Origin of the sequence: Actinosynnema pretiosum (assembly GCF_002354875.1) — a bacterium.
In the GTDB taxonomy this organism is placed as follows: domain Bacteria; phylum Actinomycetota; class Actinomycetes; order Mycobacteriales; family Pseudonocardiaceae; genus Actinosynnema; species Actinosynnema auranticum.
In genome coordinates this window covers 4,448,376-4,466,864 of sequence record NZ_CP023445.1, presented here as the reverse complement: position 1 = coordinate 4,466,864, position 18,489 = coordinate 4,448,376, and the positions used below count along the sequence as shown (strand labels likewise).

The 18,489-nt window shown below is 75.2% G+C and carries 18 protein-coding genes; 8 read left to right on the top strand and 10 right to left on the bottom strand.

Going from position 1 to position 18,489, the window contains the following annotated elements:
* Positions 1–128 precede the first annotated feature (128 nt).
* From CNX65_RS19055 to CNX65_RS19035, 5 genes are all read left to right on the top strand, one after another.
* A complete protein-coding gene (locus tag CNX65_RS19055; protein WP_096494931.1) occupies positions 129–1,214 on the top strand; it encodes a polyprenyl synthetase family protein in 1,086 nt (361 codons plus the stop codon).
* Positions 1,215–1,334: 120 nt separating this feature from the next.
* Positions 1,335–2,813 (top strand): phytoene desaturase family protein, encoded by a 1,479-nt coding sequence (gene crtI / locus CNX65_RS19050; protein WP_096494929.1) that lies wholly within the window; start codon positions 1,335–1,337, stop codon positions 2,811–2,813.
* Between the two features lie 188 nt (positions 2,814–3,001).
* Entirely contained in the window at positions 3,002–3,370 is a 369-nt protein-coding gene (locus CNX65_RS19045; protein WP_015802574.1) for a hypothetical protein, read from the top strand.
* Entirely contained in the window at positions 3,367–3,789 is a 423-nt protein-coding gene (locus CNX65_RS19040) for a roadblock/LC7 domain-containing protein (protein ID WP_015802573.1), read from the top strand. The genes CNX65_RS19045 and CNX65_RS19040 overlap by 4 nt, the downstream gene beginning before the upstream one ends.
* 276 nt (positions 3,790–4,065) lie before the next feature.
* Complete coding sequence (locus tag CNX65_RS19035) at positions 4,066–5,070, top strand: ArsR/SmtB family transcription factor (protein ID WP_096494927.1); 1,005 nt, start codon at positions 4,066–4,068, stop codon at positions 5,068–5,070.
* Between the two features lie 131 nt (positions 5,071–5,201).
* On the opposite strand, the gene CNX65_RS19030 is transcribed toward CNX65_RS19035, so the two are convergent.
* Both CNX65_RS19030 and CNX65_RS19025 read right to left on the bottom strand, forming a co-directional pair.
* Positions 5,202–6,425, bottom strand: coding sequence for a globin domain-containing protein (locus tag CNX65_RS19030; RefSeq protein ID WP_096494925.1), 1,224 nt, complete (start codon positions 6,423–6,425; stop codon positions 5,202–5,204).
* Between the two features lie 13 nt (positions 6,426–6,438).
* Positions 6,439–6,864 carry an RrF2 family transcriptional regulator gene (locus CNX65_RS19025; RefSeq protein ID WP_096494923.1) on the bottom strand — a complete coding sequence of 142 codons (426 nt, stop codon included), beginning with the start codon at positions 6,862–6,864 and terminating at the stop codon, positions 6,439–6,441.
* 146 nt (positions 6,865–7,010) lie between these two features.
* On the opposite strand from CNX65_RS19025, the gene CNX65_RS19020 reads away from it, so the two are divergent.
* Positions 7,011–7,868 (top strand): NAD(P)-dependent oxidoreductase, encoded by an 858-nt coding sequence (locus CNX65_RS19020; RefSeq protein WP_096494921.1) that lies wholly within the window; start codon positions 7,011–7,013, stop codon positions 7,866–7,868.
* Here CNX65_RS19020 and CNX65_RS19015 read toward each other — a convergent pair.
* A complete protein-coding gene (locus CNX65_RS19015; RefSeq protein ID WP_096494919.1) occupies positions 7,856–8,440 on the bottom strand; it encodes a hypothetical protein in 585 nt (194 codons plus the stop codon). The genes CNX65_RS19020 and CNX65_RS19015 overlap by 13 nt on opposite strands.
* A 132-nt stretch (positions 8,441–8,572) precedes the next feature.
* On the opposite strand from CNX65_RS19015, the gene CNX65_RS19010 reads away from it, so the two are divergent.
* Complete coding sequence (locus CNX65_RS19010; RefSeq protein WP_096494917.1) at positions 8,573–8,959, top strand: squamosa promoter-binding protein 15; 387 nt, start codon at positions 8,573–8,575, stop codon at positions 8,957–8,959.
* Between the two features lie 66 nt (positions 8,960–9,025).
* Here the strand turns inward: CNX65_RS19010 and CNX65_RS19005 are convergent, their stop codons facing one another.
* The 4 genes from CNX65_RS19005 to CNX65_RS18990 form a co-directional block, all read right to left on the bottom strand.
* Positions 9,026–10,018: a terpene synthase family protein gene (locus tag CNX65_RS19005; protein ID WP_096494915.1), complete on the bottom strand. Its 993-nt coding sequence runs from the start codon at positions 10,016–10,018 to the stop codon at positions 9,026–9,028.
* Complete coding sequence (locus CNX65_RS19000; protein ID WP_096494913.1) at positions 10,015–11,766, bottom strand: 1-deoxy-D-xylulose-5-phosphate synthase; 1,752 nt, start codon at positions 11,764–11,766, stop codon at positions 10,015–10,017. Before CNX65_RS19000 ends, CNX65_RS19005 begins: the two co-directional genes overlap by 4 nt.
* A gap of 284 nt (positions 11,767–12,050) precedes the next feature.
* Positions 12,051–12,482, bottom strand: coding sequence for a winged helix-turn-helix transcriptional regulator (locus tag CNX65_RS18995; RefSeq protein WP_096494911.1), 432 nt, complete (start codon positions 12,480–12,482; stop codon positions 12,051–12,053).
* Positions 12,483–12,563: 81 nt separating this feature from the next.
* Positions 12,564–13,202, bottom strand: coding sequence for a hypothetical protein (locus CNX65_RS18990; RefSeq protein WP_096494909.1), 639 nt, complete (start codon positions 13,200–13,202; stop codon positions 12,564–12,566).
* A 304-nt stretch (positions 13,203–13,506) separates the two neighbouring features.
* Here CNX65_RS18990 and CNX65_RS18985 point away from each other — a divergent pair, with 304 nt between their 5' ends.
* A complete protein-coding gene (locus CNX65_RS18985; RefSeq protein ID WP_157767723.1) occupies positions 13,507–15,075 on the top strand; it encodes a S8 family peptidase in 1,569 nt (522 codons plus the stop codon).
* 209 nt (positions 15,076–15,284) lie between these two features.
* Here CNX65_RS18985 and CNX65_RS18980 read toward each other — a convergent pair whose 3' ends face one another.
* From CNX65_RS18980 to CNX65_RS18970, 3 genes are all read right to left on the bottom strand, one after another.
* Positions 15,285–15,695, bottom strand: coding sequence for a hypothetical protein (locus CNX65_RS18980; protein WP_096494905.1), 411 nt, complete (start codon positions 15,693–15,695; stop codon positions 15,285–15,287).
* A gap of 103 nt (positions 15,696–15,798) precedes the next feature.
* On the bottom strand, positions 15,799–17,538 hold the full coding sequence (locus tag CNX65_RS18975; RefSeq protein WP_096494903.1) for a ricin-type beta-trefoil lectin domain protein: 1,740 nt from the start codon (positions 17,536–17,538) through the stop codon (positions 15,799–15,801).
* A 201-nt stretch (positions 17,539–17,739) separates the two neighbouring features.
* A complete protein-coding gene (locus tag CNX65_RS18970) occupies positions 17,740–18,456 on the bottom strand; it encodes an NUDIX hydrolase (protein ID WP_232519907.1) in 717 nt (238 codons plus the stop codon).
* Positions 18,457–18,489: the final 33 nt, after the last annotated feature.

The following is an 18,489-nucleotide window of genomic DNA, read 5'->3' as shown; positions in this document are numbered from 1 at the left end:
ATGGTGCGCATCACGCTAGGGCGCTGTGGTGTCCCCCGCACAACGGCGGCGTTCGTTGTGCGGGGCGCTGGGGGCGCTGCTTAGCTCATCCCAACCCACCACAGGCCCCCGTTCCCAGGAGGCGCGCCATGACCCTTGCCCATCGCACCCGACCGGAGGGTGTCTCCGCCGAGGCGGTCGTCCCGCGCCTGGACGCCGCGCTGGAGGAGTTCTTCGCGGCGCGCCCCGACGCCGGTCTCGCCCCCGAGCTGGTCGGGGAGATCAGCGAGCTGTCCGTCCTCGGCAAACGGGTCCGGCCGATCTTCGCCTGGTGCGGCTGGCTCGCGGCGGGCGGCGCGGAGACCGGCCCCGAGTCGGACGCCGTGGTGCGCGCGCTGGTCGCGCTGGAGCTGCTCCAGGTGTGCGCGCTGGTGCACGACGACGTGATGGACCGCTCCACCACCCGCCGGGGCCGGGCCGCCGCGCACGTGGCGTTCGCCGCGCGGCACCGCAGGCTGCGCTGGTCCGGCGACCCGAAGCACTACGGCGACTGCGCCGCGGTGCTGGTCGGGGACCTGGCGCTGGCCTGGTCGGACGACGCGATCGTCACCGCGGGCCTCGAACCCGCCGCGCTGTCGCGGGCGTGGGTGGCCTGGCAGGCGATGCGGGTGGAGATGATGGCCGGGCAGCACCTCGACCTGCTGGCGGGCGCCCGCCGCGAGGAGTCGCTGGAGCAGGCGCTGCGGGTCGCGGCGCTCAAGACCGCCGCCTACACCGTCGAGCGCCCGCTGCACCTGGGCGCGGCCATGGCGGGCGCGGAGCCGGAGCTCATCGAGGCGCTGCGCTCGTTCGGGCGGGACATCGGCGTGGCGTTCCAGCTGCGCGACGACCTGCTCGGCGTGTTCGGCGACCCCGGCGTGACCGGCAAGCCGGTGGGCGACGACCTGCGCGAGGGCAAGCGCACCCCGCTGATGTCGATCGCGCTCGGCCTGGCCCGCAGCGCCGGGGACGACGCGGCGGCGGAGCTGCTGCGCGACTGCCTGGAGCGGCGGCCGGTGAACTACCGGGCGGTGGAGGCGGTGCTGGTGGAGACCGGCGCGGTGGCCACCGTCGAGAGCAAGATCACCGCGCTGGCGGCGAGCGCGGTGCGGGCCCTGGACGACGCGCCGGTGCGCCCCGAGGCCAGGTCGGCGCTGCTGCGCATGGCGGGCCGGGCCACCGACCGGCGCAGCTAGCGCGGTGGGTCGGTCCGGTCCGGCGCGCCCGGACGGGACCGGTCCGAGCTCGGGGTTTTTCCAGTCAACAGCGGTTCCCGGTCGCCGAAGGCGCGGCCGGGGTGAGCGGGAAGAGGTCTGATGGTCGCCGTGGTCAGGGGTCGCACCGATCGGGTCGTCGTGGTGGGCGCGGGACTCGCGGGGTTGTCCGCGGCGCTGCACCTGCGGGGCGCCGGGCACGAGGTGACCGTGGTGGAGCGCCTGGCGCACCCCGGTGGTCTGGCGGGCAGGCTGGACGTGTCGGGCTACCGGATCGACCCCGGCCCGACCGTGCTGACCATGCCCGAGCTGATCGACGAGGCGCTCGGCGCGGTCGGCCGCAAGCTCGACGAGCTGGTGGAGCTGCTGCCGCTGCACCCGGCGTACCGGGCGCGCTTCGCCGACGGCACCAGCCTGGACGTGCACACCGAGGCCGAGGCCATGCACCGGTCGATCACCGACTTCGCCGGTCCCGCCGAGGCCGACGGCTACCTGCGGCTGCGGGACTGGCTGGGCAAGCTCTACGAGGTGGAGCGCGAGCGGTTCATCGGGGCGAACTTCGACTCCCCGCTCGACCTGGTCGGCCCGGACCTGGTGCGGCTGGCCGCGCTCGGCGGCTTCTCCTCGCTGGAGCGCGGCGTCGGCAAGCACCTGGGCGACGAGCGGCTGCGCAGGGCGTTCACCTTCCAGGCGCTGTACGCGGGCGTCGCGCCCCGGCACGCGCTCGGCGCGTACGGCGTCATCGCCTACATGGACACCATCGCGGGTGTGTCGTTCCCGCGCGGCGGGATGCGCGCGGTGCCGCAGGCCATGGCGGACGCCGCCGAGGGCGCGGGCGTGCGGTTCCACTACGGCACGGCCGCGCTGCGCCTGGAGCGCGCGGGCGGGCGGGTGACCGCCGTGGTCACCGAGGACGGTCGGGTGCCGTGCGACGCGGTCGTGCTGGCGGCCGGGCCCGCGCTCAGCGCCGAGCTGCTGGCGGACGCGCCGCGCCGCCCGGTGCCCACGCGCTGGTCGCCGTCGGCGGTGGTCGCGCACCTGGCGGCCGACGCGGTCACCGAGGACCTGGCGCACCACACCATCTCGTTCGGGCAGGCCTGGAACGGCACGTTCGACGAGATCGTGCGCGACGGCAAGCTCATGTCCGACCCGTCGCTGCTGCTCACCACGCCCACCCTCACCGATCCGGGCCTCGCGCCGGAGGGCAAGCACCTGCACTACCTGCTGGCGCCCTGCCCGAACCTGGACCGCGCGCCGCTGCGCTGGGACGTGCTCGGCCCCCGGTACGCGGAGGAGCTGGTGGAGGAGGTCGTCAAGCGCAAGCTCGTCGGGTCCGCCTCGGACGTCCGGCTGCTGTCGCTGAGCACCCCGGACGACTGGGCGCGCGACGGCCAGCCCGCCGGGACGCCGTTCTCGGCGGCGCACACGTTCCTGCAGACCGGGCCGTTCCGGCAGCGCAACCTGCCGCGCCGCAGCGGCAACGTGGTGCTCGCCGGAAGTGGGACCACCCCTGGTGTCGGAATTCCGCCAGTGGTGATTTCCGGTCGGCTGGCTGCGGCCCGTCTGCGGGCCCCGCAGTAACGGGCTGAGCACTCTTTGTAGTGATATTTTTGGTCCGTAAGAGTGAGTGGGGCAATCATAAGTTTTCTGTTAGTAACGATTCTCACCTGTTCGATGGCTTTATGGCCCTGTTCTGTAGGCGAAACGGCCGTCACCCTAGGTACTCTGCGTGGCAGATCGGGAATGAATCCAAGTGTGGAGGTCCGAGGGTGAACATCGACGAGGCGTTGCGCGAGGCGATGGCTGTGGAAGGCGCCGTCGGCGTGTCGCTGGTCGACTACGACAGCGGCATGACCCTCGGTCAGCAGGGCGGCAACGCGCTGCTCGACCTTGAGGCTGCGGGTGCGGGCAACACCGAGGTGATCCGGGCGAAGCTCCGGACGATCGCCTCGTTGCAGCTCGATGACACCATCGAGGACATCCTGATCACGCTGCAGCGGCAGTACCACATCATCCGGCCCCTGCCGGAGGCCAAGGGCAGCAGACTGTTCCTCTACCTGGTGCTCGACCGCACACGGGCGAACCTCGCCCTGGCGCGCCACCACCTGCGCCGGGTCGACCAGGCCCTGATCGTATGACGCGGCCCGGCGGCAACCGGATGCAGATCCACCTGAGCGACCCCGCGGTTCTCGCGGAGCTGCTCGGGCGGGTCCGCCGGGAGATCGAAGGCATCGAGAGCGCCATCGCCACCAGCCGCGACGGCATCGTCCTGGCGCTCGACACGGAGGCGGACACCCCCGAGGCGGACCAGATGGCCGCCCACGCCGCGGCCATGGCCGCGGCGGCGGCGGGAATCGGGTTCCGGTTCATCGAGGTGTCCAAGCTCGGCCGCCTCCAGGGCGTGCTGCTGGAGGGGGAGCGGGGCTGCATCGCGGTCCTGCCCCTCAGCGGGACGCTCCTGCTGCTCCTGATGGGGTCGCCGGGGGTGGCCCTCGGCCGCTTCACGGTCGCGGCCAAGCGGGCGATGAACATCATCCTGTCGCCCGAGGCCTACTGACCCCGATCGACCCGGAGGGGACCCCCTCCACCAGGGCCGGAACGGCGCCCCCGCCGCGGGGCGCGGCGGTTCCGGCCCGTCCCGGTGCACGGGCCGCCAGCGCAGCTGGCGGCCCGACCCGCGATCCCCCTCCCACCGCACGTCCGACGTCCGGCACGTCCCACCACCCCTGTCTTCCCGCAGGGCGGCGGACTGCGCGCGCCCCCTCACGTGGACAGCCCTCCCGCATCTCGGTAAGCATGGTCGCGGAGTCCGGGACCGGGGGAGGTTCGAGCTGTGCGGTCGCTGCGCATCCACTTCACGATGCTCGACCTGGCGAGGACGAGGGTCGCGGGGGAGAGCGACCCGCTGTGGGAGGTCGTGCTCAGCGGCTTCCGGCTGAACTACCGCTACCGCGACAACGAGCACCTCTTCGGCGCCTGGAAGCGGACCGTCCTCACCGACCCGGACCGCGCCGCGCCCGCCCGCGCGGGCGCGCGGCTGCTGTCCGTGCTCGCCCCCAAGGGCCCGTACTTCCCGGACTTCCTCACCCCCACCGGCACCGGCGGCGGGTTCGAGGCCGGGCTGGAGGCGATCCGCGAGACCCCGCGCCGCCGGTTGCGCGCCGAGATGACCAAGCTCGCGCAGGAGTCCCCCGTCCCCGCGCGGTTCCTGCCGGTGGCCGAGGGCAGGCCCGAGGCGCTCGGCTCGCTGGCCGCCGTGCTCCGGTGCTACCGGGACGCCGTGATCACCCCGCACGACGGCGCGGTGCGCTCCGTGGTCTCCGCCGACGCCGCCCGCCGCACCAGGGTGCTGGCCGAGCGCGGCGTCGAGGGGCTGTTCGAGACCCTGCCGTGGGCGCGCTGGCGCCCGCCGGTGCTGGAGGTCGAGTACGGCGTGGACCGCGACCTGCACCTCAACGGCCGGGGACTGGTGCTGGTGCCGTCGTTCTTCTGCGACCGCCAGCCCATCACGCTGGCCGACCCCGACCTGCCGCCCACGCTCATCCACCCGGTCGACAAGACCGCGGGCTGGGAGCGGCTGGTGGCCGAGACGCGCGGCGGGCTGGCCGCGCTGATGGGGCCGACGAGGGCCGCGGTGCTGCTGGAGATCGCCGGGGGCGACGGGCTGACCACCACGCAGGTCGCCCGGCGGCTGTCCACCTCGGCCGCCGCGGTCAGCAGGCACGCGGCGGTGCTGCGCTCGGCCGGGCTGGTCGACACCCGCAGGGACGGCCAGCACGTGCTGCACACCCCGACCCTGCTCGGGCTGGGGCTGCTGGAGACGCCGGTGGTGCGCTGACGCCGGTGGTGCGGTGGTGCGGTGCGCCAGGTGTCCGGTCGGGGCGGGAGTTCCCCCGCTACCGGTAGAGCCGGGCTGTCCGAGCGCCCCTGGTGCGGGACGCTCCCGGCTCCTGCGGTGGCGCTGGAGAGCTAGCTCGCGGCCTGCTCGGGAACGGGCAGCCGGTCGGCGCCGCTGGTCCACAGGTCCGAGCCGAACACCTCGAAGCGGATGCGCGCGGTGTCGACCCCGCGCCGCAGCAGCGAGGTGCGCACGTCCCGCATGAACGGCAGCGGGCCGCACAGGTAGAAGTCCGCGTCCGGGTGGGCGGGCACCGCCTCCGGGTCGACCAGCCCGGCGCGCGCGCCCTCCGGGGCGTCCTGCTCGTAGAACAGCGTGCTGGTGAACGACTCCAGCCTGCCGCCGAGCCGCTGCGCCTCCTGGGCCAGCGCGTGCCTGGCGGGGGAGCGGTCGGCGTGCACGAACGCGACCGGGCGGTCCGGGGAGTGCCCGGCCAGGTGGTCCAGCATCGCCACCATGGGCGTGACGCCGATGCCCGCGCTGGCCAGCACGACCGGCCCCGAGCCCTCGGCGAGCGCGATGTCGCCGACCGGCGGGGTCACCCAGACCTCGTCGCCGACCTTCGTCGTGGTGGTCAGCAGCGTGGACACCTCGCCGTCCGGGGCGCCGCCCGCGCCGCGCACCCGGCGGACGGTGATCCGCAGCGCCTCGTGCCCCGCCGCCCGCGACACGGTGTACTGCCTGCCCTGCCGCACGCCGTCGGCCATCTCCAGCGCGACCGTGACGTACTGGCCCGCCAGGTGGTGCGGCACCGGCCCGGACTTCGGGGCCAGCAGCAGCGACACCGCGTCCTCGGCCTCCTCGACCCGCCCGGTGACCACCCACGGCGCGTAGATCCGCGCCGGGTCCGCGCGCAGGTCGTGGTACATGCGGGTCTCGATCGCGATCAGCTTGACCGCGAACAGCCAGTACACCTCGTCCCAGGCCGCCGCGACCTCCGGCGTGACCGCCTCGCCCAGCACCTCCTTCACCGCGCCCATCAGGTAGCGGCCGACGATCGTGTACTGCTCGGGCGTGATGCCCAGCGACACGTGCTTGTGCGCGATGCGGCTGATCACCGCGTCGAGCGGGATCTCCTGGCCCTGGCCGACCAGGTGCGCGGCGTACGCCACCACCGATCCGGCAAGCGCTTTCCGCTGCTCGCCGCTGGCCTGGTTCCCCCGGTTGAACACGTTCAGCAGCTCGGGGTTCTCCCCGAGCATCCGGCTGTAGAAGCGGGTCGCGATCGCGACCACGTGCTCCCGGACCACCGGCAGGGTGGCCGTGACGATCTCCCGCGACTGTGCGGACAACATGGCGTGGTTCCCCTCATTCCCTCGTCAGCGACAGCAGGACCGGGCCCGTGGGCGGGGCGATCAGGTCGCGCAGCAGCACGGTGTCCAGCGAGGCGAAGAACGCCTCGCGGGCCGTGCGCAGCGCGCCGCGCAGCAGGCACGCGCGGTGCAGCGGGCAGGGTCCCCGCTCGCAGTCCACGACCTCGTCCTCGCCCTCGAACCGGCGCACCACGTGACCGGCCGACACCGCCTTCGCCTCCGGCGGGACCGAGACCCCGCCGTTGCGCCCGCGCGCCGTGGTGACCAGGCCTTCCTTCTGCAGGCGCTGGACCACCTTGGCCACGTGGTTGCGCGGCACGTTCATGGTCGTCGCGAGGTCGTCCACGGTGAGCTGGGCGTCCTTGGCCGCGGCGAGCATCAGCACGCGCAGGGCGATGTCGGTGGCCTTGCTGAGGTGCATGATCCATAGCCTATCTATAAGAGGTATCTGGCATACCTCTTTTATGGCCTGGCTCACGGGCAGGCACTTCGGACAGGTCCTCCGGTGGCGGTCGGGCGCCGGGCGTACGGTGCGGCGCCAGAGCGGTTCAGCCGGGAGGAGCGGACGTGTCCAAGTCGGTCGCTGTGCTGGGGATGGGGCTGATGGGGGCGGGCATGGCCCGCAACCTGCTGCGGGCGGGGCTGGAGGTGCGGGTCTGGAACCGGGACCCGGCCAAGTCCCGGCCGCTGGCCGACGACGGGGCGGTGGTCGCGGACAGCGCCGCCGAGGCCGTCGCGGGCGCGGACGTGGTGCTGACGATGCTGTTCGACGCCGACGCCACCTTCGAGGTCATGTCGGCCGCGCTGCCGTCGGCGCGCGCCGGGGTGGTGTGGGCGCAGTGCGCCACGGTCGGCGTCGACGGCGCGGCCCGGTTGGCGGCGCTGGCGGCGGAGCACGGGGCGGTGCTGCTCGACGCGCCGGTGCTCGGCACCCGCAAGCCCGCCGAGGACGGGACGCTCACCGTGCTGGCCGCCGGACCGGTGTCGGCGCGCGCGGCGGTGGAGCCGGTGTTCGCGGCGGTCGGGTCGCGCGTGGTGTGGGCGGGCGAGCGGGCCGACGACGGGCAGCGGCTCAAGCTGGTGGCCAACTCGTGGGTGCTGTCGGTGACCGGGGCGACCGCGCAGGCGGTGGCGCTGGCGCGCGGGCTCGGCGTGGAGCCGCAGCTGTTCCTGGACAGCGTGGCGGGCAGCGCGGTCGACACGCCCTACGCGCACCTCAAGGGCAAGGCGATGATCACGGGCGACTTCACGCCGTCGTTCGGGATCGACGGGGCGGTCAAGGACAGCGCGCTGATCCTGGAGGCGCTGGAGGCCGGGGGCACCGACGGGCGGCTGATGGCGGCGCTGCACGGGTTGTTCGCCGACGCCGCCGAGGGGGACGGGTCGGTGGACATGGCGGCGGTGGTGCGGGCCTACCGCACTTGAGCGCCGGGGCGTCCGGTGTCGGCCCCGCCGGACGCCCCGCTGCCGTCCTTGGCCGCGTCGACGCCCGCCTTGGCGGCGCTGACCAGCTCGACGCCGGTCATCTGCCCGGCGGGCGCGCCGTCACCCGTCTTCGCGCTGCCCCCGGCAGGCGCGTCCGACTTCGCCGCACCGCCCTGCCCACCGCCCGCCTTGCCCGCGCCGCCCTTGGCGGTCCCGCTCCTCCCGCTGCCCGCCCGCCGCCCGCCGGCGTGGTCCTGCCGGGGGATGCCCCGCCGAACCCCCTGCTCGGCCAGCACCGCCCGACACCGCTCCACCTCGGCGGCGACCGCCTCCAGGTACCAGCTCAGCACCGGGAACGGGATCGCCTCCCGAACCCCGGCCTCGAACCGCACCACGGCCTCGTGCCGAGGATCGGCGTCGGAGACGACCGCGGTCGCGAACGCCGCCCCCAGCAGGTGCCGGTCGGCCTTGGGCACCGGCATCGCCTCGCACAGCTCGACCTGCCACAGCTCGGCGTCCACGTTGTAGACGTACTGCACCCCGTAGTGACTCCCCGCGTGCTCCAGCGTCATGCCCCTCAAGCTGCCACGCCCACGCGGTTCCGGCCATCGGACGTGCGGTGACGGCCGCACGGGTCACCCGATCCCGCTGCGGGTGGGGAAAACCGCTGGTGGACGGGTTCCGCGCGCGCCTAGGGTCGCGCCATGAGCGTAGTCACCAACGTGATGGTGTCGGCGGATCACGGGGACCGCGAGTCCGTCGAGGACTTCTCCGAGTGGCTGGAGACCAACGGCGCCACGCACGGGGGCGGCTGCGGGTCGCTGGCCGAGATCACCGTTCTGGGGGACAACCACTGGGGCGGCCCCAAGGAGCCGGAGTGCGTGGTCTGGGCGGGCGCGCTCAACCACGCCGTCACGCGGGCGCTGCTCGACCGCTTCGCCGCCACGCCCTGGCGCGGTCCGGGGGTCGTCCAGCTCATGATCATGGAGCAGGACCGCTTCTACTTCCGGCTGTGGATGTTCCAGGACGGCGAGCTGCGCCAGATCACCCCGGAAGGTCCCCCCGTCAACGACGACGACCTGCTGCCTTGACGCAGACCCCGCTGGCGCGCCCCGCCCGACCGGGCATCCCCCGGTCGGGCGCCAACCCCACCCCGCTCACATGTCGTCCCACCACCACGCGATCGCCGCGATCGGCAGCGGCGACGGGTCGGCGTCCGTCGGGCTGTCCGCCCACTCCCGGCCGCGCTGGCCCGGCACGGCCGGGGCCTCCGTGAACCCCACGAACCTCGGCGAGCCCAGCGCCCAGTCGATGTTGCCCCGGATCGCGTGCCCCAGGCTGGCCAGGTACCCGCGCAGCGCCTCGCTCACCGGCCCGATCAGCACCTGCTCCCGCAGGTCCAGGAACCGCATCAGCACCCGGTCCCGCATCGCCCGCGCCTGCTCGGTCGCCCGCTCCACCGTCGTGCGCCCCTGCTCGGCCAGCACCTCCACCACCCCGCACCCGGTGTGCAGGTCCGTGTCCCACCCGGTCACCAGGACCGCCATCTCGCTCAGCGCCCGCACCGGCGGCGAGTCGGCCTCGTGCGCGGGCACCTCCTCGCCGACCGCGATCTCCAGCAGCGCCGCCGTCGGCGCGCCCGACGCCGCGTTGAGCCGCATCATCACGTGGTCGTCCAGGCTCGGCGCGAGCCCCATCGAGTCCAGCGACGCCTGCCACGCCGCCGTGAACAGCCACGCCCGGTGCGCGTCCGCGAACCGCCGCGCCTGCTGGCCGGTCGCGCAGCCGTGCATGGCCAGCGCGATGTCCTGCAGCGCCAGCGCGAACCGGTCCTCGGCGACCGCGTGCCACGGCACCTCCAGCGCCCGCTGCACCTCGCCCGCCGCGGTCATGAAGTCCTCGTCGCCGCCCCGCTCGCGCAGGAACAGGTGCGCCCAGCACGCCCACCGCACCGCCACCTGCATCGGCTCGTCGTCGGCCTCCGGGGCGGCGCGGGCGAAGAACTCGGCGACGTTGAGCCGCACCACCTCCTCCCGCAGCCTCGGGTCCGCGCCCAGCCCCACCCGGTCCAGCCACTCGACGGCCCGCGCCTCGGTCACCCCCACGTGCGGGTTGATCGCAGGCTCGACGGGGCAGTAGAAGCCGCTCATGCCGCACTCCTGTCCAGGAAGCGCTCCACGCCCTCGGCGATGCCCGCCGCGTCCAGGCCGTGCAGTCGCAGGATGTCCGACCGGGACCCGTGCGCCAGGAACTCCGGCGGCAGCCCGAGCACCCGCACCCGGCGGCTCAGCCCCGCCTCGCGCAGCGCCGCCGCCACCGCCTCCCCGACCCCGCCCGCGCGCACCCCGTCCTCCGCGCACACCACCACCCGGTGCTCGGCGGCCAGCGCGATCAGCGACGGGTCCACCGGCAGCACCCACCCCGGATCGCACACCGTCACCCCGATGCCCTGCCCGCCCAGCCCGACCGCCGCCGCCACGCCCTGCGCCGCCAGGCTCCCCACGGTCACCAGCAGCGCGTCCCGCCGCGAGGCGCTGTGCAGCACCTCCACCCCGCCCACCCGCGACACCGCGTCCAGGTCCACCCCCACCGGCCCCTGCGGGAAGCGCAGCGCGGTCGGCCCGTCCCGGTCCACGGCCTGCTCCAGCAGCTCCCGCAACCTGGTCGCGTCGCGCGGCGCGGCCACCCGCAGCCCCGGCACGCCGCGCAGCAGCGCCAGGTCCCACGCCCCGTGCTGGCTCGGCCCGTCCTCGCCGGTGATCCCGGCCCGGCCCAGCACCAGCGCCACCGGAAGCCGGTGCAGCGCCACGTCCATCAGCACCTGGTCGAGCGCGCGCGGCAGGAACGTCGACGACAGCGCCACCACCGGCCGCAGCCCGCCCATCGCCAGCCCGGCCGCGCAGGTCACCGCGTGCTGCTCGGCGATGCCGGTGTCGAGCACCCGGTCGGGGAAGCGGCGGGCGAACGGGCCCAGGCCCGTCTGCTCCAGCATCGCCGCGGTCAGGCAGAACAGGTCGGGGCGCGTCCCGCCCAGCGCCACCAGGTGCTCGCCGAGCACGGCCGTCCACTCCGGACCGCCCGGCAGCGACGGCGGGGCGATCGCGTGCATGTGGTCGGCCTCGTCCTGCTCGGCGGGCGGGTGCCCGAAGCCCTTCCGCGTCAGGCAGTGCACCACCACCGGGCCCCGGTAGTCGCGGGCCGAGGCGAGCGCGGCCTCCAGCTCGGCGATGTCGTGGCCGTCGACCGGGCCCAGGTAGCGCACGCCCAGGTCCGCGAACACCGACGACACGGCCGTGCCCCGGCGCAGCGCCGCCAGGTGCCGCCCGACCGCGCCCGCCGTTGGCCCGTACGAGCGGCCGTTGTCGTTGAGCACCACCACGACCGGCAGGTCGCTCACCGCGATGCTGTTGAGCGCCTCCCAGGCCATGCCGCCGGTCAGCGCCCCGTCCCCGACCACGGCCACCACGTGCCGCTCCTCCCCGCGCGAGCGGGCCGCGCGGGCCAGGCCGTCGGCGTAGGACAGGGCGGTGGAGGTGTGCGAGTTCTCGACCAGGTCGTGCGGCGACTCGGCGCGGCTCGGGTACCCGGACAGCCCGCCCGCGCGGCGCAGCCCGCCGAACAGGTCGGCGCGGCCGGTGAGCATCTTGTGCACGTAGGTCTGGTGGCCGGTGTCGAACACCAGCCGGTCGGTGGGGGAGCGGAAGACCCGGTGCAGCGCGAGCGTCAGCTCCACCACGCCCAGGTTCGGGCCGAGGTGCCCGCCGGTGCGGCTGACCGAGTGCACCAGCAGCGCCCGCAGGCGGTGGGCCAGTCCGGGCAGCTCGTCGGGCGGGAGGGCGCGCAGGTCGAAGGAGCCGCCCGGCGCGGGTTGGGGCGGCCTGGTCGTGGTGTCGGACATGCGGCCACTCCTCAACGGGTCGGTGACGACGCGGGCGGGGTACCCGCTGGCCCGTGGGGAGGGGGAGAGGTTGAGTCGAACGTGCCTCACCCGATGCGGGGCGGCAACCGGGGGTGTTCGCCGGTCAGGCGGCAGTGGGGCGGGGACCACCCGGAGTGGTGGCACGCGAGTGGGGGAGGGGTGGGCGGAGCGGAACGGGGTGAGGCGCAGCGGCGGGGCGTCCGCACGTCAGGGGCGAACGGACCGTTCACCCCCCTGGCCGGTGCCGGTTCCGTTGTGGCGGCTCAGCGCACCGCGCCCACCCGGCGCGGCCGGACCCCGGTGAACGCCACCTCCTCGCCGCAGTGCGAGCACACCGGGCGCACCTCCAGGTCGTGGCCGCAGCGGTGCTGCCAGACCGCGGGCGGCGGGCCGGGGGTCACGAAGCGGTCGCCCCACTCCATCAGGGCCTGGAGCACCGGTTGCAGCGCCCGGCCCGAGTCGGTCAGCGCGTACTCGTAGCGCGGCGGGTGGTCCTCGTAGCGCCTGCGCTCCAGCACGCCCGCCGCCACGAGCTTGCGCAGCCGCGCGGCGAGCACGTCGCGGCTCACCCCGGTGTTGCGCACGATCTGGTCGAACCGGCGGAAGCCGATCATCACCTCGCGCAGCGCCAGCAGCGTCCACCGCTCGCCGACCACCCCGAGCGCGTTGGCGATCGAACACTCCCGGCTGCTCATGGGGCGGCTCCCTGCGCGCTCGGTCCGAACGGCCAACCTAGCAGGTGAAGATCATCGAACGGCCCCGGAAACGGCCCCCGGCTACCGCGCGGCCCGCTCCGAGACGCGGGTGGCGGTGGCGGTGTCGCCCGAGGCGGTGGCCACGACCGTGATCTCGTCCCCGGCCGCCAGGTCCGCCGCCGAACCGGTGGACGAGGCGTCCGCGGCGGCGCCCGAGCCCGCCGTGCCGCCCGAGTCGCCGGGACCGCCCTGGCCACCCGCCCCGCCGGGACCGGTCATCGCGCCGAACACCGTCTCCGCGTCGATCACGTACGTGCGCGCGTACCCGTCCGGGCTGGCCGCCGTCACCGACGTCCCGCTGATCGCGGTGATCGTCCCCGTCTGCACCACCCGCGTCGCGTACCCGCCGTCCCCGTCCGACACCACGTACTCCCCGTGCAGCGCGTCCACCGCGGCCCCGCCGCCCATCCCGCCACCCGAACCGCCGAACCCGCCCCCGTCCGGCGCCTGCCCGATCGCCGACGAGGCTTCCGACGACCCCGAGGTCGCGTGGACCACCCCGCCGCCCACCGCGACCGCCAGCGCGATCACCCCCGCGACCAGCCCCCGCCGCACGCGCGGCGGCGGCGTCCCGGCGCCCTGCCCGGCCGCTCCCCGCACGCGCCCGTCCGGGCCCACCGCCCCGGTCGTGGTCATCGGCTCCGTCATCGGCTCCGTCATCGGCTCCTCCAAGTGGCTCTGCTCGTCCGACGCCGACCACTCTGCGAGCCGCCCCTGTGCCGGGTCTGTGCCCGCGGTCAGCGCTCCCTGTGCGTCCCCGCTCCACCGGCCGCACCCCACCCGGAAATGCGCGAAAATGCGGTGAGGAAATCCGCACCAGTGCGCCTCCGAACAATTTTTTCACCCGGTTCCCGCCCCTTTCCGCTGCGGATTCCCGCATTGCCCACCGCCACCCCGCTCGCAACCCGCGCACCTGCTGAAACCCTGTCCCCGCCCGAGATCGCCAAGGGGAGAGGAACAGCGTGTGAGACGCGCGTCGACCGGTTTCGCAGCCGCGCTGGGCGGAGTTGCGCTGGTGCTGGGGGCATTCACCCCCGCCGCCGCCCAGACCCGGAACGGGGAGCCCCCGCCCGCCGGGGACGAGGTCGTGCCGGACAGCTACCTCGTCGTGCTGAAGGACCAGGGGGGCTCCGCGGGCCACGCGTCCACCGCCGCGCTCGCCGCGTCGCTGGCCGCCGCGCACGGCGGGGACGTCACCTCCACCTGGAGCAGGTCGCTGCGCGGGTTCGCGGTCAAGGCGGACGCCGAGCAGGCCCGGCGCCTGGCCGCCGACCCCGCCGTCGCCTCCGTCACCGCCAACGGCAGGCTCACGGCGCACGACGTCCAGTTCGAGCCGCCCTCGTGGGGCCTGGACCGCGTCGACCAGCCCGACCTGCCGCTCGACGAGGCCTACAACCACCGCGCGGACGGCGCGGGCGTGCGCGTCTACGTCGTCGACAGCGGCATCCGCACCACGCACGCCGACTTCGGCGGCCGGGCCAGCTGGGGCGCCGACCTGGTCGACGGCAGCGGCCGGGACTGCGCGGGCCACGGCACGCACGTCGCGGGCACCGTCGGGGGCGCCAGGCACGGCGTCGCCAAGGGCGTCCAGCTCATCGCCGTGCGGGTCCTGGACTGCGCCAACGGCACCACCTACGAGACCGCGCTCAACGGCGTCGAGTGGGTCACCGCCAACGCGGTCCGCCCGGCCGTGGCGAACCTGAGCTTCGGCGGAGCCACGTCCGCGCAGAGCGCCCCGCTGGAGCAGGCGATCCGCAACTCCGCAGCCTCCGGCATCACCTACGTGGTGTCGGCGGGCAACGACAACCGCAACGCCTGCTCGGCCACGCCCGCCCTGCTGCCCGAGGTGATCGCGGTCGCCGCCACCGACGGGGCCGACCGGCGCGCCGACTACTCGAACTTCGGCGGCTGCGCCGACCTGTTCGCCCCCGGCACCGCGATCCGCTCGGCGTCCGCCGCCGACGACACCTCCTCCCGCGAGGAGACCGGCACCTCCATGGCCGCCCCGCACGTCGCCGGGGCCGCCGCGCTGCACCTGGCCGCGAACCCAGGGGCCACGCCGCAGGCGGTGCTGGCCGCGCTCGCCGCGACGGCCCAGAACGGCAAGGTCGGCGGCGCGCTCAACGGCACGCCCAACCGGCTGCTGTCCACGGCCTCCACCACCGGCGCCCCGCAGGAGGTCGACCTGGTCCGGGCCTGGCGGCAGCCCGACCACGTCAGCGCGAGCGCGGGCCTGCCGTCCGGGTACGGCGCGGAGGGCAGCCTCGGCAGGCTCGTCACCGCCCGCGCGCCCGGCACCCGGCCGCTCTACCAGTGCAAGGTCGGCGGCTGGGACCACATGACCTCGCTGCGCGCCGACTGCGAGGGCCTGGAGCGGGTCGGCCTGCTCGGCTACGCCCACGCCGAGCGCGTCGCGGGCGCCCACCCGGTGCACCGCTGCCTGATCCGGGAGAGCGGCGACCACATGGACAGCCGCGACCCGAACTGCGAGGGGCAGACCGTCGAGGGCGTCCTCGGGTACGCGCTCGACTGACCCCCGCGCGCGCCGCGCGACGGCGCCGCACCCCTGAAGCTCGGTGAGCGCCTGACCGGGGCGTCCGCGGGACAGCGCGCACTGGCCCGCCTCGCGCCGGAACAGGCGCTCACCGGACCGGGCGCGCCACCCGGTCGAACGACGGAGGGCGGCCCCCGAACCGGGGACCGCCCTCCGTTCGCACACCCCCACCGGGGCGCGTCACGCCCCTACCAGGGCGGCGCCACCCGGTAGCTGTCCGAGTAGTACTCGCCCAGCCGCTCGCGGTAGGCGGGCGGGTCCACCTCGTCCGGGTCGAACTCGGGCGCGCCCGCGACCTGCTCGGTGGTGCGGTCCACCTGCACCACCCGAGCCTCCCGGTCCACGCCCGACACCACGCCCACCGGCAGCGCCACCCGGTTGCCGCCGGACACGTCCACCACCAGGCAGTCGGCGGGCAGCAGCGCGTTCTCCGAGTCCACCACCCCCACCCGCCCGTCGGTGGCGCGCACCTCGAAGCCCAGCAACCCGGTGTCCGGGCGGTCCGCGAGCGACACGTCCGGCTCCAGGGGGTGCTCCTGCTCGTGCAGCGCGGTGATGGCGTCGCGCCAGATCCACGGGGCGAAGGGGAACGGTTGCAAGATGACCTCCTCGGCACGACCGGCTGTCACCCGTCGGGTACCCCTGATCACCTGTCCGGGAACGGAACAACGGGCGCGGGAAGCGGAGAGCCGCCCGCCGCGCTCAGGACAGCACCCACCGCTGCGAGGCCCGCCCGTCGCACGGCTGGATCGCCGCCGCCGTGCCCGCCGCGACGCCGCGCGCGTCCAGGCAGGCGCCCTCGGAGGTGGACACCAGCCGCTGACCGTCGCGCGTCCACCGCTGCGAGGCCCGCCCGTCGCACACCGCCGTCACCACCGGGGTGCCCGGCGCGCCACCCGCCTCCAGCAGGTCCAGGCACTGCGACCCGTAGATCCGCACCTCGCCGCCCTGCCACAGCGTCCACAGCTGGTTCGCCGCGCCGTGGCACGCCCACAGCGCGGGCCGCGCGCCCGGCAGCGTCACCGCGCCCGGCACGTCCAGGCAGCGCCGCGCCGCCACGCCCAGCAGCGCCCCGGTCTGCCGCGCCAGCTGACCGGCCCCGGTGACGCGGAACGCGGCGACCCCCTGCGAGGGCACGTCCGCGGTGATCCGCGCGCCGGTCGAGGTCGCCCCGGTCCACAGGTCGGTCAGCGCCAGCGCCGTCCCGGCCAGCCCGACCTCGGCCGGTCCCGCGCTGATCCGCGCGGGCTGCGCGCCCCGGTTGAACAGGCCCACCGCGACCGACCCGTCGGCCAGGGGCTTGGCGAACACCTCGGTGTCGCCGTCGTCGCGCACCCGGCGGCCCCCCTCGCCCAGCGGGTCCTGGTTCACCGCGATCAGACCGGGCGTGCGCAGGACCGACGAGATCTCGGCGGGCATGGCGCGCACGTCGTTGCCCGCCATGAGCGGCGCGGCCATCAGCGCCCACAGCGCGAAGTGCGCCCGCGACTGCTGCGTGGTCAGGCCCGGCCTGCCCACCACCAGCATGTCCGGGTCGTTCCACCGGCCGGGACCGGCCTGCGCGGCGAGCGGGGCGTTCACGTCGACGACGTTCACCACGCCCATCGGGTAGCTGTTGGTGTTCTCGTTGCGCCAGATGTCCAGCAGGTCCTCGGTGGTGCGCCACAGGTCGGCCACCTCGCCCCAGTCGTGCGTGGAGCCGGTGATCGCGTGGTAGCTGTTCGGGTTGATGCTGTACACGATCGGGCGGCCGGTGGCGCGCAGCGCGTCGCGCATCAGCGCGAACCGGGCGACCTGCTCGTCGCGGGTTCCCTCGGGGGAGCACCAGTCGTACTTGAGGTAGTCCACGCCCCAGGAGGCGAACGTGCGGGCGTCCAGCTCCTCGTGCCCGGCGCTGCCGGTGGAACCGGGGTAGGCGCCGCCGCGCTGGGCGCAGGTGCGGTCGGTGGGCACCTGGTAGATGCCGAACTTCAGGCCGCGCGCGTGGATGTAGTCGCCGAGCGCCTTCATGCCGCTGGGGAACCGGGTGGGGTCGCCGCGCAGGCTGCCGTCGGGCAGGCGCTGGACGTCGAACCAGCAGTCGTCCACGACGACGTACTGGTAGCCGGCGTCGCGCATCCCGGAGGAGACCAGCGCGTCGGCGCCGTCGCGGATGGTGCTCTCGCTGATGTCGCAGCCGAAGGTGTTCCAGGAGTTCCAGCCCATCGGCGGGGTGGTCGCCGGGCTGCCGGGGGCCGCCGGGCGCACGTCGGAAGGGGCGGGGGCGGCCGGCGCGGGACCGGTGCCCGCCGGGACCGGCGCGGCTGGACCGGCCGCCGCTTGGGCGGGAACGAGCCCCACCGCGATCAGCGCCGCCGCGATCAGCGCGGCGAGCCTGCCGGGTGGTCTGCCCGCCAGTGGGGAGCGTCGCGCGCCGATTCCGCAGGGGGTGGACCGAGGCATCGTTGCCCTCCTCTCGCGGGGAGGGGACCAGCACCTCGCCCGCGTTCGGTGTTGGTGGTTCCGCCGTGCCCACGGGCTCGGGCGGGACCGCCCCGCGCCCGTGTCGCGGACGCTACCGGCGGCGAGGGCCCCTCGGCGAGACGCCGGAGAGCCGCAACCGCCGGTGCCACACCAACGGACGCGCCCCGGTCCGCGAACCGGTCACCCCTCCCAGCGCCACACCAGCGGCGGCCGTCCGCCCTTCGCGCGGGCCGCCGCGTGCTGCTCGGTGCGGCGCAGGCCGGGGACGCGGTCCATCAGCCTGCCCAGGTTCGCCGGGTACGGGCGGTCGCCGGTCAGCGCCTCGGTCGCGTCCAGGGCCTGCGCGGTGGTGAACTCCGGCCCGAGCAGCCCGGCGGTGAACACCGGGTCGCGCCACAGCCGCTCGCCCAGCAGCGCCCGGCAGTCGGCGACGATCCGGTCATGGTCGAACGCCAGCGGCGGCACGGCGGACAGCGGGGCCCAGCGCGGACCGTCCGAGCGCGCCGGGTCGAGGGTCGCCCACAGCGCGATCGACAGCGTCGGCCCGCGCGGGTCGCGGGAGGGCTCGTCGAACGTGGCCAGCTGCCCGGTCGCCCGCACCGCGCCCTCCGGCACCCCGAGCTTGCCCGCGACCGCCCGCACCGCCGCCTCGCGCAGCCGCTCGCCCCGGCCCAGCAGCACGCCCGGCAGCGCGTCCCGCCCGAGGAACGGCTCCAGCCCGCGCCGCGACACCCCGAGCAGCACCTCGCCCGACTCCGCGTCGAACCGCAGCGCCAGCACGTCCACCGACACCAGCGACGACTCGATGTGCCCCGACTCGGGGTGCCCGGACTCGGCGTGCCCGGACTCGGCGTGCCCCGGCCGGGCGTCCACGGGTTCTGCTTCCACGGAAAGCATTGTCCAGCACTCGCGCCCCACGACACCCCCTGA